The organism is Oscillibacter valericigenes, assembly GCF_021531915.1.
In the GTDB taxonomy this organism is placed as follows: Bacteria; Bacillota; Clostridia; order Oscillospirales; family Oscillospiraceae; genus Oscillibacter; species Oscillibacter valericigenes_A.
Genome location: NZ_JAFBIV010000011.1, coordinates 37,233 through 54,526, shown reverse-complemented (window position 1 = coordinate 54,526; position 17,294 = coordinate 37,233). Strand labels below are relative to the sequence as shown.

Genomic DNA, 17,294 nt, shown 5'->3' with positions numbered 1-17,294 from the left:
CAGCATACGCCCTGCCACTATGGGAGAGTCAAGGGGGAATTTTGAAAAACCTCCCGCGCCTTTCGGTGCGGGAGGTCGTGCTTTACTCCACAGTGACGGATTTCGCCAGATTCCGGGGCTTATCAATGTCGCAGCCTCTTTGCAGCGCCACGTAGTAGGCGAACAGCTGCAGGGGCACCACGCCCAGAGAGGGCTGGAGCATGGGATGGGTATCCGGCACCACGATGGTGGCGTCGGCGGTCTTTTCCATCTTCTCCCGGAAGCTCTCCGTGGTGACGGCCAGAACCTCGGCCCCCCGGGCCTTCACCTCCACCACGTTGCTCATGGCCTTGTCAAACAGCGCCGCATAGGTGCCCAGGGCCACCACCAGGGTCCCCGGCTCGATCAGGGAGATGGTGCCGTGCTTCAGCTCGCCGGAAGCGTAAGCCTCGGAATGGATATAGCTGATCTCCTTCAGCTTCAGAGAGCCCTCCAGGCCCATGGCGTAGTCCAGGTTCCGGCCAATGAAGAAGATGGAGTTATGGTTGAAATACCGGGAGGCAAAGTACTGGACGTCCTCAAAGTGGTCCAGGAAGCGCTGCAGCTTCTCCGGCAGCGCCTGGATCTCCGCCAGGATGGCGTCGTACTCGCTCTTTTCCACCGTGCCCAGCAGGTCCGCCAGATACAGGCCGATCAGGTCCATCAGCACCAGCTGGGTGGAGTAGGCCTTGGTGGTGGCCACAGCAATCTCGGGGCCGGCCCAGGTGTACAGCACGTCGTCGGCCTCCCGGGCGATGGAGCTGCCCACCACGTTGACGATGGCCAGTGTCCGGGCGCCCCGGCGCTTGGCCTCCCGCATGGCGGCCATGGTGTCCAGGGTCTCGCCGGACTGGCTGATGACCACCACCAGGCTGTGTTCATCCACCAGCGGGTCGCTGTACCGGAACTCCGAGGCCAGGTCCACCTGTACGGGCCGGCGCAGCAGCCGCTCCCAGTTGTACTTGCTGACCATACCCACATGGTAGCTGGAACCGCAGGCAACGATGAAGATGCGGGAGATGTCCCGCACATACTCCGCCGTCATGGAGACATCGTCCAGCACCACACGGCCCTCCCGGATGCGGGGAGAGACGGTCTTGCGGATGGCCTCCGGCTGTTCCATGATCTCCTTGAACATGAAGTGGGCGTAGCCGCCCTTCTCCGCGGCGGACACATCCCAGTCCACCGTGCTGTGCTGCTTTTCCAAAGGCAGCATTTCGTCGTCGAACACATCCACGCTGTCCGCCGTCAGCACAGCGATCTCGCCGTCGCCCATATAGACCACGTCCCGGGTGTGCTTGATGATGGCCGTCACGTCGGAGGCGATGAAATTGCCGTTCTCGCCGTAGCCAATGATCAGCGGGCTGTCCTTCCGGGCGGCAATCAGGGCATTGGGATAGTCCGAGCAGACAATGCCCAACGCATAGGAACCCTCAATGCGGCGCAGGACCCGGCCCACGGCCTCCAGCATGTTGTGGCACTCGTTGTAGTGGAACGCCAGCAGCTGGGCCACCACCTCAGAGTCCGTGTCGGAGGTAAAGGTGACACCCAGCTTCATCAGGTGCTCCTTGATCTCCAGATAGTTTTCAATGATGCCGTTGTGGACCAGGGCGATCTGCCCGTTCTCGCTGACGTGGGGGTGGGCGTTGATGTCGTTGGGCTCTCCGTGGGTGGCCCAGCGGGTGTGGCCGATGCCCAGAGTTCCCTCCAGATCGGCGCCGCCGTGGGTCAGGTCGGACAGCACCCTCAGCCGACCCTTGCACTTTTTGACCTGCAGGCCTTTTGTCTCAGAGCGCACGGCGATACCGGCGGAGTCATAGCCCCGGTACTCCATCCGCTCCAATCCGTCCAGCAAAATAGGGGCCGCCTCTTCACGGCCCACAAAACCGATAATTCCGCACATAGCGATGATAATCCTCCTGAATTGATTTCCATTCAAAAGGACAAATGCGCAGTCATTTGCCGCTTTCCCCGTGGTCACAGTCCCTCTGTTCCGCGGTCGCCCGCGTATTTGCTGACTGTGTCACATGCCCACGGACACGGAGGGGCATCCGCCGAAATCTTCGATCGCAGAGCAGATTCGCTCTGACGCTCCCCTCTCCTCGTCGTCCCGGAGAGTCGTCCGCTCCCGGGCACTGGCGCTTATGATGGGTCCTGGCCCATGATCCTCCTTTCACCTCTGCGATTTCTGTTACTGCGTTAGTATATGATAAAACTCCCCCTGGGGAGTCGTATCCGCATAAAAAATCCCGCGCCGTCAAACACTGTTTCAACGGAGGGATGCTTATGATGACCGCTTCCGCCCGCACCGTGATCCTCTATTTTCTCATTATGCTGGGGCTCCGGCTCATGGGCAAACGGCAGATCGGCGAGCTGGAGCCCAGTGAGCTGGTGCTGACCATGATGATCTCCGACCTGGCCACGGTGCCCATGCAGGACTTCGGCATCCCGCTGCTGGCGGGCGTCATCCCCATTCTGACGCTGCTGGCCCTGTCCATGCTGCTGAGCCAGCTGTCGCTGTATAACCTCCGCTTCCGGGAGCTGGTCTGCGGCAAACCCGCCGTCCTGATCCGGAACGGCCAGCTGCAGCAGGAGACCATGCGCAAAAACCGCTATACTCTGGACGAGCTGCTGGAGGAGCTGCGGACACAGGGTTTTTCCGGCATCGCTGATGTAAAATACGCCGTTCTGGAAAACTCGGGGCAGCTTTCAGTCCTCCCCTGGACCCGCCAGCAGCCGCCCACCGCCGCCCAAATGGGGCTGGACCTGGAGGACGATGTCACGCTGCCCGTCATCCTGATCAATGACGGGCGGGTCCTTCATAAAAACCTCAAGATCTGCGGAAAAGATGACACCTGGCTCCGGAAGACACTGAAACGGGAGGGCCTGTCCTCCCCCCAGGACGCATTTCTTCTGACCCTGGATGAGCAGGGCCAGGTATTCTGCGTCAAAAAGGAGTCCGCCCCATGAAAAAAATCTTTCTGCCGCCCATCGCCGTGCTGGCCGCCATCCTTGCTTTTTCCCTGTGGAACAGCCATGCCATGACCGCCGGCACCGATCGCTGGCGGAGCCAGCTGCAGCAGGCGGATGCACTGATGCAGGCTGAAAACTGGCCGGACACGGTGGCCGCTCTGACAAAGAGCTACGAGGACTGGTCCCAACACCAAACCTGGCTCCACATCGTCTCCGAGCACGATGCCGTGGACGATGCCGAGGCCATGTACCGTCGGGCCATGGCTTTTGCCGCCGCCCGGGAATCCAGCGAGCTGCGGGCCGAGCTGGCGGACCTGCGGGACCAGCTGCGGCTGCTGGCGGAAATGGAGCGGTTCAGCATCAAAAACGTGCTGTAAAGGTGTTTTACTTCTCAGCCAGCAGCTTGTTCAGCTCTGCCATGAAGGTGTCGATATCCTTGAACTGGCGGTATACGGAGGCGAAGCGGACGTAGGCCACCTGGTCCACGGTCCGCAGTCGGTCCATGACCTTCTCGCCAATGTCCTCGGTGCTGATCTCCCGCTCCATGGAATTCTGCAGATCCTGCTCGATCTCCTCGGCGATCTTCTCCAAATCAGCCAGAGGCACCGGCCGCTTCTCACAGGCACGGATCATGCCGCCCAGCACCTTCTGCCGGTCAAAGCTCTGCCGGCTGCCGTCCTTCTTCACCACCACCATGGGCAGGCTCTCCACCGTCTCGTAGGTGGTGAAGCGCTTTCCGCAGGAGAGGCACTCTCTTCTGCGGCGGATGCTGGTGCCCTCCTCCGCCGGACGGGAATCAATGACCTTGCTCTCGCCATAACCGCAAAACGGACACTTCATAAAGTTTCCTCCCGTTTTCCACCGGGACTCCGGCGGGTATACTTGTGGTCATTATAACACAGGACCGCTAAATATGGTATCAAAATTTTTCGAATTTCAAAGTTTTTCTTTATGTCAGCTCCGGTCTAAGCCTCGCTGGGGAATACCGGCCATTCCTTTTCGTCAAAACTGTAGACGGCATAGAGCTGCCCCCTGATGCTGATGATCTGTGCGAAGCAAAACAGGGCACTCAATGGAAAAGGCTTTTCCTTGTCAAACGGAAGTGCCAAAGAGCGGCGCACTCCCTCCCGCCGCAGCAGGGGGCCCTCCGCCCCCCGCAGCTGTTTTTGAAGCCATGGTGTATGAAACAGCCGCGCTGGCTCAGGAACCGGCTCCCAGGCAACAGCTTCACAGGAAGCAGGCCGAAGCTCGCCTCGCAGGAGCTTTCCCAAAGGTGCTGTCATGCGGTCAGAAAATCTTCGGCGGATGACCGCTTGGTCTCCCACTGGTTCCAGCACCCCAATGCGCAGTTCTCCCTGCGCCCCTACTGCCCAAGCGCACCAGAGCCCCTTTCCGGGCAGGCGGCAGCGGGCTGTGAACCAGGTGTACAGCGCCTCCCGCTCCGTTGTCAGTTCTCCCAGGGAGTTTTTCTTCCACAGCAGCGGAAACTTGTCCATACACCATGCCTCCTCAAAAAAACAACCCGCCTGCGCAATCCTATGCGCAGGCGGGTTGTTTCATACCCGCTTCTCAGGCCACAGTGTAGGTTCCCCGCACCAGCAGCTTGGTGGTTGCCGCAGTGGCTTTCACACCCCGGCCCTCAATGGTCATCATGTACAGGTGATTCTGCGCCAGCGCCCCGCCGTTGTTCAGGGTGGCAGCGCTGCTCTCGTCGATCAGGCCCGGATTGGAGGGAGACACGCAGACAGCCGTGCCAACCCGCAGCATCACCTCACAGCCGATATCCCCCTTCAAAACCTGTCCATTGGAGAGGGTCACCACAGTGAAGGTGGCAGCCGTGCCGGTACCGCCGCTGATCTGACCGCCCAGCTGCTGGGCCAGCTGGCTGTTCCGGGCAGAGATCTTCTGGTCCACCTTGTCCATCACGCTCTTCATAAAGGTGTCGTTCAGATAACTCAGCGTCACCAGCGGGTCCCCGTCGGAGCCCGGCTCTGCCGCCAGGGCGATCGTCATGCTCAGAATGCCGCTGAGCAGCAGCAATACCATCATACGCAGAAACCATCTGTTCTTTTTCATATGTACCTCCTTTCCCACAGCGACAGCTTTGCTGTCCCTGCGGGAGCCCTTTTCTTTTGACTCAAATCGCCGGAAATGAATTCCGTCGATTTCAAGATTTTGCTCCGCAAAATGCTTGGCGCCGCTTCCGCGGCGGCTCGGCCCTGCCCTCGCCCCACAGTGCCAGCTTCGCTGTCCCTGCGGGAGCCCTTTTCTTTTGACTCAAATCGCCGGAAATGAATTCCGTCGATTTCAAGATTTTGCTCCGCAAAATGCTTGGCGCCGCTTCCGCGGCGGCTCGGCCCTGCCCTCGCCCCACAGCGACAGCTTTGCTGTCCCTGCGGGAGCCCTTTTCTTTTGACTCAAATCGCCGCTCATTTCCCATGGCTGTCCCCCGGAAGGTCACCCTTCCGGGGGGATTCATTCAAACCAACTGGTCGTGGGGCAGCCCAAAGCTCACCGCTATGGCTGTATCCACCTTGTTCATCACATGCTCCTCCACATGGCCCATCCGCTCCCGCAGGCGCTTTTTGTCCAGAGTCCGCACCTGCTCCAGCAGGACCACGGAATCCCGGCTCAGGCCGCAGCTCTGGTCCACGGGAAGGTCGATATGTGTGGGCAGCCGGGCCTTTCCCGTCTGAGAGGTAATGGCCGCCGCGATCACGGTGGGGCTGTAACGGTTTCCGGTGTCGTTCTGGATGATCAGAACCGGCCGGACGCCGCCCTGCTCGCTGCCCACCACCGGGGAGAGATCGGCATAGTAAATATCACCGCGCTTGACACTCGTATCCACAAAGTTCACACTCCGCCGAAAGAAGTACCCGTCACCGAAGCACCTTCGGTGAGGCCACTTTCATTCTCCCACGCAGTTCCGGAATTTATACGCTCCGCGCAAAATTCCGGCGTCTCCGCCCCGCACTATCCTATGCGGCGGACAGGATGATGTGAACCAATTTTCCCCCCACTGTGTCTTAGCGACACAGCGGGGACCCCTTCATTTCACTCAAACAGGCAGGCAAAGTCCGCCTGTTTCAAGGTTTTGACTCCGTCAAAACACTTGGTGCCGCTTTCGCGGCGGCTCACGCTTTGCGTTCGAAATGCTGTCACAGCAGCCGCAGACTCCGCTCCACCACCTTGCCGTTCTCCATATACAACCTCGGCACACGTTTGCTGACCGCGCAGGTCAGTCTCCCCACTGTGACCCGCTTCGCTTGTGTCACAGCGGGGGCCCCTCGATCTCACTCAAATCGTCGGGAATGAATCCCGCCGATTTCAAGGTTTTGCTTCGCAAAACGCTTGAACGCCGCATGTGCGGCGGCGAGCTGACCTGCGCTGTCACAGCAGCCGCAGGCTTCGCTCCACGACTTCGCCGTTCTCCATGTACAATCTCGGCACCCGCTTACTGACCGCGCAGGTCAGCTCATAGGGAATTGTGTCCAGGATCTTTGCCAGTGCATCCACGCTCTGGCGGGGTCCGAACAGCTCCACGGCATCCCCCACATGGACCTCCGGCTTGTCCGTCAGATCCACCATGGTCATATCCATGCAGATGCGCCCGCGGATGGGCGCCGGACCCTGGTCCGTCTGGACCGCAATATGGTTGGAAAGTCCCCGGAACAGGCCATCCGCATAGCCGATGGGCAGCACGCCCACCCGGGTCCGGGCTGCCGTGTGGAAGGTCCGTCCGTAGCTGATATCCGTCTCGGGGTCAAAGACCTTGATGGTGGACACGCAGGACTTCAAGGTCATCACCGGCCGCAGCCCCAGACGCTCCGCGTCATCCCCGGCGCCGTAAAGGGCAATGCCGGGACGCACCATATCCAGATACATCTCCGGATAGCGGGCCAGGGCGCCGCTGTTGGCGCAATGGCGGATAGCAAAGGTTATCCCCCGCTCTTTCAGGGCATCGATCACCCGGGTAAACACACCAAACTGCTGCCGGGTATAGGCCTCGCTGGGCTCGTCGTCCTCGTCAGAAACGGCAAAGTGGGTGAAGATGCCCTCCGCCTCCAGATTGGGCAGGGCGCAGGACTGGACGATGGCCTCCACGCCGCCTTCAAAATGGCCGTCCCGCACCAGAAAGCCCAGTCGTGACATGCCGGTATCCACCTTGATGTGAACCTTCAGGGTCCCGCCGCAGCCGGAGGCGGCGGCGCTGTACTCCTCCGCCTTGGCTTTTGCGGAGACCGTCTGGGTAATGTGGTACCGGATCAGCTCCGGCACCATGTCCGGCGGCGTGTGGCCCAGGATCAGGATGGGGGCCTGGATGCCGCCGTGCCGCAGCTCCCGGGCCTCGTCCAGGCTGGACACCGCCAGGTAGTCGGCCCCCAGAGCCTCCAGCTTCCGGGAGACCTGGACCGCACCATGACCGTAGGCATCCGCTTTCACCACTCCCAGGTACTTCACCGACGGGCCGGTGAGCCGCCGGGCCTGCTGATAGTTATGCGCCAGCGCGTCCAGGTCGATCTCCGCCCAGGTGCGCCGCAGGATCGTATCTTCCATTTCCATGGGTCTCCTTCTTTCGCAGAAACAGCCGTCAGTTTTCCTGAGATTTTATTGTATCACAAAAGGCAAAACTCGTAAACTCCGCCGTCAAAATTATTTCTCCATCCACGGCGATCTCTCCCCGCACAGGCGTGCCATCCTCCTGCCGCAGCCAGACGGTAGAGATAATCTTGCCATCCTGGAGGCCAGTTTGGTCCACGCAGAGCCGCAGGCAGGGAATATCGTTCCATTTCTCCTGATTCTCCTCCAGAAGCCAACCGTCCCGCAGGGCGTCCATCAGCCGGGGCAGGCACAGAGCCGGGCTGATCTCCTCCTGACTGAGGGCACCGGCGTTGAGGCGCTCTCCCTCATACTCCAGCTGCCAGTCCGATCCGCGCACTACCGCCTTCACCCCGGCAATGGTCTCCGGGGCCAGCACCTCCACCACGGTCTCCCCCTCCGGGACATAGTCGCACCGCAGGGTCGCCTCCCACTCCAGGTCCTCCTGATCGCAGGTGACCGTGGCCTCCATGGTACAGCCGGTCATGTCATGATACAGATCCCGCAGATTATTGGCCGGCTCCTCTCCCGCGCCGCCGCAGGCTGTCAGCAGCAGGCACAGGGCTATCGTTGGTACGCAAACTCCTTTACGCACCCAATGGTTCCTCCTTATAATTTTATATCAGTTCCCGGAAGGCACCCAGCAGGGCACCCATCACATCCTCCGGCGTCATGGCGTACTCCGTCAGCCGCTCCGCAGCCAGGTCCCCAGCCCGCCCATGGAGCCAGACGCCCAGGGCCGCGGCCCGGGCCGCCGTACAGCCCTGGGCCAGCAGCGCCGCGATAATGCCGGTCAGCACATCGCCGCTGCCGCCCTTGGCAAGGCCGGAATTCCCCGTGGTGTTCACCATCACATTCCCCTCGGGTGTGGCCGTCACGGTCCGGTGCCCCTTCAGTACCAGCACACAGCCATGCTGCACCGCAAACTCCCGGGCAGCACGGACACGGTCGCCATGGGACAAATCGCCGCCGATGCGGGCAAATTCCCCGTCATGGGGCGTCAGTATGGTGACCCGGCCCTTCCGCCGGTCCAACACATCTATATGTCCCGCCAGCGCGTTTATGCCGTCGGCGTCCAGCACCACCGGCTGTTCCGTCCGCTCCAGCAGTTCGCACACCAGCCGCTCTGTGTGAGGGCTCCGGCCCAGTCCCGGCCCCAGGGCCAGCACATCACAGCACGCCAGCTTTTCTTTAATAGTCTGTAAAGCCTTATAGCTTAACAGGCCGTTTTTATCCGCCAACGGAAAGGGCATGGCGGAGACACATTTGGCGGCCTCCACAGCCCAGATCTCCTGGGGCACCCCCAGGTACACCAGCCCGCAGCCGGAGCGCACCGCAGCAGTTGCTGTCAGGTAGGGCGCCCCGGTGAAACCCACGGAACCGCCTACTACCAGCAGCTTTCCGAAGGTCCCCTTGTGGCCGTCCACTTTCCGGGGCGGCAGGGCAATCTTGGCAAAGTCCCGCTCCACCGTCTGTGCGGCACAGACTATGCCGTTTTGCAGGTCCTCCGGTATCCCGATGTCCCAGACAGTCACATCTCCGGACAGCAATGCGCCGTTCCCAACGGCCTGCCCCAACTTTTTGAATGTAAAGGTAATGGTCTTGTCAGCCTCGACCGCATAACCCAGGACCCGACCGGTATCCGCTTCCACGCCGCTGGCGATATCCGCCGCCACCACGGCGCCGGAGCATTCGTTTATCAGGTGGATAGCGGCCGCATAGACCGAGTCCGGGGTAATTTCCCGGGAAAGCCCCACGCCGAACACGGCGTCGATCAGCACGTGGCTGCCTCTGGCCCAGGTGCTCTGTGTCAGATCCTCCGGGTCGAACCGCTCCAGCTCCACGCCGCACTCGCTGAGCCGCCGGGTCTCCTCCAGGGCATCTGGCGTCATCTTTTCATAGCTGCCCACCAGGAACACCCGTACCCGGACGCCCTTCAAAAACAGCAGCCGGGCCGCCGCGATGCCGTCTCCACCGTTGTTGCCGGAGCCGCAGAACACCGCCGCCCGACACTTCCCTGGCCGCAGGGGCAGCAGCTCCAGCGCCGTTTCCGCCACTCCTTCCGCCGCCCGCTCCATCAGGTCGATGGAGGGGATCTTCCGCTCCTGGATGGCCTGTCTGTCCAGTTCCCGCATCTGCGCGGCTGTCGCCAGCTTCATGGTCCATGCCTCCCGTGTCGTTTTTCCTCATTATAAGAGGTACACCGCTCCAATGCAATTCGATTTTTCTTCCAAAGTCCGGAAAACCCTGGTATAATAGGCTTCGCAACCGAAACGTTACATCATTTTCTTCAAACGCAACACCAAATCGCTGGCATTGACACGCCTGCTCCGGTAGGATGAGGCCATCAAACACAGGAGGTTTTTACCATGGCTTTTTCAAATAATCTGCAATACATCCGTGCCCAGGCAGGCGTTACCCAGGAGCAGCTGGCGGAACAGCTGGAGGTTTCCCGTCAGTCTGTCAGCAAGTGGGAGAGCGGCGCCAGCTTCCCGGAAATGGACACCCTGCTGCGCATCTGCGATCTCTATGACGTCAATATGGACACCCTGCTGCGGGGCAGCGTGGAGGAGAGCCGGGTCAGCGATACCGCCCGGTATGACGATCACATGAACCGCTTCACCCTGCAGATTGCCCTGCCAGTCTTTTCTATCATCGCCGGTATTGCCCTGATGATCCTGCTGAACACTCTGGGCCTGCCCGAGATGCTGTCCACGGCGGTGTTTATGCTGATCCTCACCATCTCCGTGGTGGTCATGGTGGCCGGCGGCATCCAGCACGACAACTTCCGCAAAAAACATCCCGTCATCCAGGACTTTTATACCGAGGAGGAAAAGGATGCTTTCCATCAGAAATTCGTGTGGTACATCGCCGGCGGTGTGGGTGCCATCCTCTTCGGCTTGGTGCTGCTGATCCTGACCTTTGCTTTCCTGCCGGAGCGGGAGCCCTACGAGTCCTTCGCAGCCGCCTGCTTCCTGCTGCTGATCGCCGGGGCGGTATTCTCCTTCATTTACGGCGGCATGCAGGAGGACAAGTACAAGATCTGGAAGTACAACCGGGACAACAACCCGGACCCGGAGGCCAAAAAGCGGCTGAACCTCATCGGCGCCGCCTGCGGCGTCATCATGCTGCTGGCTACTGCCATCTACGTGGGCCTGGGGCTCACCCGGAACACCTGGGGCACTGCCTGGTGGGTCTTCGCGGTGGGCGGCATCCTCTGCGGCGTGGCGAGCGTGGCGCTGGACCCCTACAAGGGCGAGGACTGACCGATTTCCCTCCCCTTTCCCACCGAAATTCGGTGGGAAAGGGGCTTTTCCCTCTTGCATTTCTTTATTTTATATGGTATAAATGTTAGTTGTTATCAGCGATGAACGGGAAAATAACCGCGACACGCCGCCAAGAGAGGTCTGGTCACCGGCTGCAAGCCAGACTGCGGACGCCCGGTTTGGTTCGCCCGGGAGCCGCCATGGAGACATGGCCGGATGCCCTCCGTTACAGGGGCTTCAAGCGCACGCCATACCGGCGTGAATTTGGGTGGTACCGCGGAAGGACCGGCCTTTCGTCCCAATCAAGGGGCGAGGGGCTTTTTTATTTGCCTCAAAAGAACATTTATATAAGGAGCATGACTATGAAAGCACAACTGGAAGCTATTCGCAGCGCTGCGCTGGATGCCATCAACGGCACTCAGACCACAGCGGAGCTGGACGCCGTCCGGGTCCAGTATCTGGGCAAGAAGGGCGAGCTGACCGCCGTTCTGAAGCAGATGGGCAAGCTCAGCCCCGAGGAGCGCCCCGTCATGGGCCAGATGGCCAACGAAGTCCGGGCCGCTCTGGAGAGCGCCATTGAGTCCCAGTCCGCTGTTCTGGCGGAAAAGGCTCTGGCTGACAAGCTGGCCGCCGAGACCCTGGATGTGACCATCCCCGGCAAGGAAGTGAAGATCGGCCACAAGCACCCCATGTACCTGGCTCTGGATGAAATCAAGGACATCTTCGTGGGCATGGGCTTCACCGTGCTGGACGGCCCCGAGGTGGAACTGGCCACCTACAACTTCGACAAGCTGAACGCCGAGGAGGGCCATCCCTCCCGTGACTGGTCCGATACCTTCTATTTCGACGAGGACAGCCGCGTGATGCTGCGCTCCCAGACCAGCCCCATGCAGGTCCGGGCCATGGAGACCATGGAGCTGCCCATCCGCATCATCGCCCCGGGCCGGGTGTACCGCAAGGATGAGGTGGACGCCACCCACTCCCCCATGTTCCATCAGGTGGAGGGCATGGTCATCGACAAGAACGTCACCATGGCCGACCTGAAGGGCACGTTGAACACCGTGGTGGAAAAGCTGTACGGCGAGGGCACCAAGACCCGTTTCCGCCCCCATCACTTCCCCTTCACCGAGCCCTCCTGCGAGATGGACGTCCAGTGCCACAAGTGCGGCGGCGTGGGCTGCCCCACCTGCAAGGGCGAGGGCTGGATCGAGCTGCTGGGCGCCGGCATGGTGCATCCCAAGGTGCTGGAGATGGCCGGCATCGATCCGGAGGTCTACTCCGGCTGGGCCTTCGGTATGGGCCTGGAGCGCACCGCTATGCGCCGCTTCAAGATCGCCGACCTGCGGCTGATCTTTGAGAACGATGTGCGGTTCCTGGAGCAGTTCTGACAGAGGTCAAGGGGGAGCAGGCTCCCCCTTGAGAATCCCCCACCACCGCGTCAGAGCAAGCTGCGCTTCATTCGCTTCCGTCTTCGGAGAAAGCTCACACCGCTCCGCTTGTTCTTCCTTTCCCCACCGAATCCGCTTCGCTGGGCTTCGGCGGGGACCTCTTGGGTCGGTCACTGGTGAACGCCGCCCAAGGCGGCTGGGTCGGGGTATTTTTGTCAGGCACACGCCCCAGGGCGGCCTCTCTTGCCGCTTTGCGGCAATTCACCTTCTGTCCTGACAAAAATAATTTGACATGTTTCCGTCGGAGGCGGAAATTCTGCGGGACGTTTGTTTCGCTTTCCTAATCAAAATAGGAGGATCATTCTATGAATTTAAGCAGAAAATGGCTCAACGAATTTGTCACCGTTGAGGTCAATGATAAAGAATTTGCCGAGGCTATGACCCTGTCCGGCTCCAAGGTGGAGACCACCGAGGACCTGGGCGCCGAGATCTCCAACGTGGTGGTGGGCAAGATCGTCTCTCTGGAGCGCCATCCCAACTCCGACCACATGTGGATCTGCCAGATCGACGTGGGCGGCGAGGAGCTGCTGCAGATCTGCACCGGTGCATGGAACATCCACGAGGGCGATCTGGTCCCCGTGGCCAAGCACAAGTCCACCCTGCCCGGCGGCAAGAAGATCGAAAAGGGCAAGCTGCGTGGCGTGGTATCCAACGGCATGCTGTGCGGCCTGTACGAGCTGAATCTGGACGAGCGGGACTTCCCCTACGCCGCGGTGGTGGCCGCTGCCATTCTGGGAGACTACAAGCCTCTGGACCCCGAGAAGCCCTCCATCCCCGCTGACATCCAGCCGGGCCACAAGATCTACGGTCCCGTGGTGGCCGCCAAGGTCACCGCTGTGGAAAACGCCGGCGTCAATCTGTGGAAGTGCGCTCTGGATGACGGCAAGGCCGTCACCGAGGTGGTCACTCCCTGCCAGAACCTCCATGCGGAAGACCTGGTGGCCTTTAACACCAAGTCCGGCACCATCTGCACCCTGGCCGACCTCCACGCGGAGAAGGCCGAATTCCCCCACTGCATCCCCGACGGCATCTTCATCCTGCATGAGGAAGGCCTGACCCTGGGCCAGGACATCAAGCCCGTCATCGGCGCCGATGACCACGTGGTGGAGTTTGAGATCACTCCCAACCGCCCCGACTGCCTGAGCATCATCGGTCTGGCCCGAGAGGCCGCCGCTACCTTTGACGCCGACCTGCGGCTCCACGAGCCCGTGGTGAAGGGCGGCGCGGAAGGCAACCTGATGGAACTGCTGGACGTGGAGACTCCCGCCGCCGACCTGTGCCCCCGGTACACCGCCCGCATGGTGCGGAACGTGAAGATCGCTCCCTCCCCCAAGTGGATGCGGGAGCGGCTGCGGGCCATGGGCGTCCGCCCCATCAACAACATCGTGGACATCACCAACTACGTCATGCTGGAATATGGCCAGCCCATGCACGCCTTTGACTACCGCTATGTGAAGGGCGGCAAGATCATCGTCCGCCGCGCCGAGGAAGGCGAGGAGCTGACCACTCTGGACGGCAACGTCCGCAAGCTGACCCACGACCACCTGGTCATTGCCGACGACACCCGCGCCGTGGGCCTGGCGGGCATCATGGGCGGTCTGAACAGCGAGATCGTGGCGGACACCGTGGACGTGGTGTTCGAGTCCGCCAACTTCAATGGCACCTGCATCCGCAAGGGCGCCCTGTCCCTGGGTATGCGCACCGAGGCCTCTGCCAAATTTGAGAAAGGCCTGGATATCCTCAACACCCTGCCCGCTGTCAACCGCGCCTGCGAGCTGGTGGAACTGCTGGGCGCCGGCGAAGTGGTGGACGGCGTCATCGACATTCTCAACTATGTGCCCCAGCCCACCGTCCTGAAGCTGGAACCTGAGAAGATCAACGCCCTGCTGGGCACCGACGTGGACGCCGACGAGATGGTCCGCATCCTGAAGAAGCTGGACTTCCAGGTGGACGGCGACCAGGTGACGGTCCCCTCCTGGCGCGGCGACGTGCTGCGGATGGCGGACCTGGCGGAGGAAGTGGCCCGGTTCCACGGCTACAACAACATCCCCTGCACCCTGGTGTCCGGTGAGACCACTCAGGGCGGTTACTCCCCCGAGCAGAAGCTGGAGCAGCTGCTGGGCTCCGTGTGCCGCACCTGCGGTTACGATGAGATCATCACCTACTCCTTCATCTCCCCCACCTATTACGACAAGATCCGCTGGGCCGCGGATGATCCCCGCCGGGAGTCCTTCAAGATTCTGAACCCCCTGGGCGAGGACACCTCCATCATGCGGACTACGGTCCTGCCTTCCATGCTGGAGATCCTGACCCGGAACTACAACTTCCGCAACAAGTCCGCCAAGCTCTATGAGATCGGCCGCACCTATCAGCTGGGCGGCGAGGACGGTCTGGCTGTGGAGAACAAGGTGCTGTCCATCGGCGCCTACGGTCCCGACATGGACTTCTTCGCCATGAAGGGCGTCATTGAGGCCATTCTGGGCGAGATCCGCGCCAAGGATGTCCGCTTTGTGGCCTGCGGCGACGATCCCTCTTATCATCCCGGCCGCTGCGCCACCGTCTGGTGCGGCGACACCCGCATCGGCGTGTTCGGCCAGATCCATCCCCTGGTGGCCCGGAATTACGATGTGGATGCGGACTTCTACTGCGCCGAGCTGGACTTCAACGCCCTGTTTGCCGCCCGTGGAGAGGACCCCGTCTACCAGCCCCTGCCCAAGTTCCCCGCCGTCACCCGGGATATCGCCGTGGTCTGTGACAAGGCCGTCACCGTGGGCGCTCTGGAGGACTGCATCCGTCGGGGCGCCAAGGGCCTGCTGAAAGATGTGGCACTGTTCGACATCTATACCGGCACCGGCATCCCCGAGGGCAAGAAGAGCGTGGCCTTCAACCTGACCCTCCGGGCTGACGACCGCAGCCTCACTGCCCAGGAAGCTGATGAGGACGTGAAGAGCATCCTGGACCTGCTGGCTTCCGAGCTGGGTGCGGTCTTGCGGTAAGCTGGCGCGCTTCAGCGCGTACAAGCGTTTTGCGGAGCAAAACCTTGGCGCAGGCGGAATTCATTTCCGCCGAGCATTTCAATGCCCTTGGGGCCCCATTTGATGCCTGCATCAAATGGGAGGCAGCTGACGAGGACGTGAAGAGCATCCTGGACCTGCTGGCTTCCGAGCTGGGCGCGGTCCTGCGTTAAAGGAAAACCATACTGGGCGGAGCCGAAGCATAACTTTGGCTCCGCCCAGTAAAAATCTTTCGCATTTTTCTCGGCCGAGGGCTTTACAGTTTTCCAAAAATCGAGTATACTATATAAATATTGAGGAAAGGTGGTGTCTGTATGGGCAGCTTGGATAATTATACCCGGAAGTTTAAAATCGCCACAGATAAGGATGCGGAGATCCATCAGATCCTCACCGCCGTCTATCAGGCATTGGAGGAGAAAGGCTACAACCCCATCAACCAGATCGTGGGCTACATCCTTTCCGAGGACCCCACCTATATCACCAACCACAACAACGCCCGAACCCTGATCCGCAAGATTGACCGCGACGAGCTGCTGCAGGTCCTGGTCCGCCGGTATCTGGGACAATAAGGATTTTTCCCCCGAGGGCCACGGTCCCCGGGGGCTTTTTTTGCACTTCAGCCTTGGTATAAATTGCCTTTCCCACCTCTTTTCCGGGAATGTTGACAATCCGGAAAAAATGTGTTACAATTTGGTTACAATTTTTCAAAGGAGTGTTTCCATGGCAGAACCCAAGACCGCGAAAGCGGAAGGCCTGATGTACAAAGGCCACCCTCTCCGCCGGATCGACAATCTGATCTATTACGGAACGATGGCCGAGAAATATATCATCATGATGCAGATTCTGGAGACCAAAAAGGACCAGGACCTGGACGTGGCCACCAAGGTCTCCATTCAGCTGCAGCTGACGGACCCTGACCTGAAATCCCGTGACCGCGTAGTGAAAAAGAGTGAAAAGGACAGCCTCTACGCCGCGATGGACATTGCCGCCATCTGGCTGGAGCGGGCTCTGAAAGAGAAGTAAGCCGCCAAAGATCAACGAAAGGATGTACACCCATGACACACTTCGCAGGTAAGATGACCCGCGTGCTCCTGCTCTCTGCCATCACGGTACTGTTGCTGGCGGGCTTTGCTGCGGCGGCTGAGTCTGAACAGGCCGTTGCCGTGGGCGCCACCACCGGCTCCTCTCTGAGACTTCGGGAAGAGCCCTCCACTTCTGCCTCTATTGTCACCACCCTGGACAAGGGTGTGGCTGTGGCTGTGCTGGACAACAGCATCGACGGTTGGTACCGGATCGCTTACAACGGCAAGACCGGCTATGTCTCCGCCGACTACCTGGTCATTGATCAGGACAACATTTTCACCACCTATGGCCGCGCCAATGGCGACGGCATCAACGTTCGCTCCGGCCCCTCCACGGAATCCGAGGTCCTGGCCAGCGTGAACAGCGGCACCATCGTCACCGTCAACGGCTTCGAAGACGGCTGGTATGATGTCACCTGCAAATACGGCACGGAAGGCTATATCCGCAGTGATTTCCTGGATCTGACCGCTTCCAATACCGCCACCACTACCTCCGCCACCGGCAATTCCATTGTGGAGACCGCCAAGCAGTTCCTGGGTACCCACTATGTTTACGGCGGCGCTTCCCCCAGCGGCTTTGACTGCTCCGGCTTCACCATGTATATCTACAAGCAGTTCGGCTACTCCCTGCCCCACACCGCCACCGGTCAGTGGCAGAGCGGCATCGGCACCCGGGTCTATTCCATTTCCGAGCTGCAGCCCGGTGATTTAGTGCTTTTCAATGATCCCAGCCGCAACGCCGGCAAGGCCTGCTCCCACGTGGGCATCTACATCGGCAATGGTCAGCATATCCATTCCTCTTCCTCCCGCAGCAACGGCGTCATCATCAGTGACCTGACCAGCGGCTATTACAACACCTATTTCGTGGGCGGTATCCACGTCTGAGCGCTACAT

At 60.6% G+C, this 17,294-nt stretch carries 17 protein-coding genes; 9 read left to right on the top strand and 8 right to left on the bottom strand.

Going from position 1 to position 17,294, the window contains the following annotated elements:
- Positions 1-82 precede the first annotated feature (82 nt).
- Positions 83-1,921 (bottom strand): glutamine--fructose-6-phosphate transaminase (isomerizing), encoded by a 1,839-nt coding sequence (glmS, locus tag JQM66_RS08675; RefSeq protein WP_235229479.1) that lies wholly within the window; start codon positions 1,919-1,921, stop codon positions 83-85.
- A gap of 383 nt (positions 1,922-2,304) precedes the next feature.
- Here glmS and JQM66_RS08670 point away from each other — a divergent pair, with 383 nt between their 5' ends.
- Both JQM66_RS08670 and JQM66_RS08665 read left to right on the top strand, forming a co-directional pair.
- Positions 2,305-2,988, top strand: a complete 684-nt coding sequence (locus JQM66_RS08670; RefSeq protein ID WP_235229478.1) for a DUF421 domain-containing protein — start codon at positions 2,305-2,307, stop codon at positions 2,986-2,988.
- Positions 2,985-3,368 (top strand): DUF4363 family protein, encoded by a 384-nt coding sequence (locus tag JQM66_RS08665; RefSeq protein ID WP_235229477.1) that lies wholly within the window; start codon positions 2,985-2,987, stop codon positions 3,366-3,368. The genes JQM66_RS08670 and JQM66_RS08665 overlap by 4 nt, the downstream gene beginning before the upstream one ends.
- A 7-nt stretch (positions 3,369-3,375) precedes the next feature.
- Here JQM66_RS08665 and nrdR read toward each other — a convergent pair whose 3' ends face one another.
- The 7 genes from nrdR to JQM66_RS08630 form a co-directional block, all read right to left on the bottom strand.
- The gene (gene nrdR / locus JQM66_RS08660; protein WP_235229476.1) at positions 3,376-3,831 is read right to left on the bottom strand and encodes a transcriptional regulator NrdR; all 456 of its coding nucleotides are present in this window, start codon (positions 3,829-3,831) and stop codon (positions 3,376-3,378) included.
- Between the two features lie 125 nt (positions 3,832-3,956).
- Positions 3,957-4,487: a hypothetical protein gene (locus tag JQM66_RS08655; protein WP_235229475.1), complete on the bottom strand. Its 531-nt coding sequence runs from the start codon at positions 4,485-4,487 to the stop codon at positions 3,957-3,959.
- A gap of 73 nt (positions 4,488-4,560) precedes the next feature.
- Positions 4,561-5,067: a hypothetical protein gene (locus JQM66_RS08650; RefSeq protein WP_235229474.1), complete on the bottom strand. Its 507-nt coding sequence runs from the start codon at positions 5,065-5,067 to the stop codon at positions 4,561-4,563.
- A 403-nt stretch (positions 5,068-5,470) separates the two neighbouring features.
- Positions 5,471-5,839 (bottom strand): type II toxin-antitoxin system PemK/MazF family toxin, encoded by a 369-nt coding sequence (locus JQM66_RS08645; RefSeq protein ID WP_235229473.1) that lies wholly within the window; start codon positions 5,837-5,839, stop codon positions 5,471-5,473.
- Between the two features lie 542 nt (positions 5,840-6,381).
- Positions 6,382-7,548: an alanine racemase gene (gene alr / locus JQM66_RS08640; RefSeq protein WP_235229472.1), complete on the bottom strand. Its 1,167-nt coding sequence runs from the start codon at positions 7,546-7,548 to the stop codon at positions 6,382-6,384.
- 34 nt (positions 7,549-7,582) lie between these two features.
- On the bottom strand, positions 7,583-8,185 hold the full coding sequence (locus tag JQM66_RS08635; protein ID WP_235229471.1) for a hypothetical protein: 603 nt from the start codon (positions 8,183-8,185) through the stop codon (positions 7,583-7,585).
- Positions 8,186-8,207: 22 nt separating this feature from the next.
- The gene (locus JQM66_RS08630; protein ID WP_235229470.1) at positions 8,208-9,749 is read right to left on the bottom strand and encodes an NAD(P)H-hydrate dehydratase; all 1,542 of its coding nucleotides are present in this window, start codon (positions 9,747-9,749) and stop codon (positions 8,208-8,210) included.
- 210 nt (positions 9,750-9,959) lie between these two features.
- Between JQM66_RS08630 and JQM66_RS08625 the strand changes: the two genes are divergently transcribed.
- The 7 genes from JQM66_RS08625 to JQM66_RS08595 all read left to right on the top strand — a co-directional run bounded on the left by JQM66_RS08625 (position 9,960) and on the right by JQM66_RS08595 (position 17,285).
- Positions 9,960-10,856 (top strand): helix-turn-helix domain-containing protein, encoded by an 897-nt coding sequence (locus JQM66_RS08625; protein WP_235229469.1) that lies wholly within the window; start codon positions 9,960-9,962, stop codon positions 10,854-10,856.
- A 362-nt stretch (positions 10,857-11,218) separates the two neighbouring features.
- Positions 11,219-12,244, top strand: coding sequence for a phenylalanine--tRNA ligase subunit alpha (pheS, locus tag JQM66_RS08620; protein ID WP_235229468.1), 1,026 nt, complete (start codon positions 11,219-11,221; stop codon positions 12,242-12,244).
- 365 nt (positions 12,245-12,609) lie between these two features.
- Positions 12,610-15,300, top strand: a complete 2,691-nt coding sequence (gene pheT, locus JQM66_RS08615) for a phenylalanine--tRNA ligase subunit beta (RefSeq protein ID WP_235229467.1) — start codon at positions 12,610-12,612, stop codon at positions 15,298-15,300.
- A 44-nt stretch (positions 15,301-15,344) separates the two neighbouring features.
- Positions 15,345-15,491 carry a hypothetical protein gene (locus JQM66_RS08610; protein WP_235229466.1) on the top strand — a complete coding sequence of 49 codons (147 nt, stop codon included), beginning with the start codon at positions 15,345-15,347 and terminating at the stop codon, positions 15,489-15,491.
- Positions 15,492-15,632: 141 nt separating this feature from the next.
- Complete coding sequence (locus JQM66_RS08605; protein ID WP_235229465.1) at positions 15,633-15,887, top strand: IreB family regulatory phosphoprotein; 255 nt, start codon at positions 15,633-15,635, stop codon at positions 15,885-15,887.
- 151 nt (positions 15,888-16,038) lie between these two features.
- Entirely contained in the window at positions 16,039-16,341 is a 303-nt protein-coding gene (locus JQM66_RS08600; protein ID WP_235229464.1) for a hypothetical protein, read from the top strand.
- Between the two features lie 32 nt (positions 16,342-16,373).
- Complete coding sequence (locus JQM66_RS08595) at positions 16,374-17,285, top strand: C40 family peptidase (RefSeq protein WP_235229463.1); 912 nt, start codon at positions 16,374-16,376, stop codon at positions 17,283-17,285.
- The last annotated feature ends 9 nt before the right edge of the window (positions 17,286-17,294 follow it).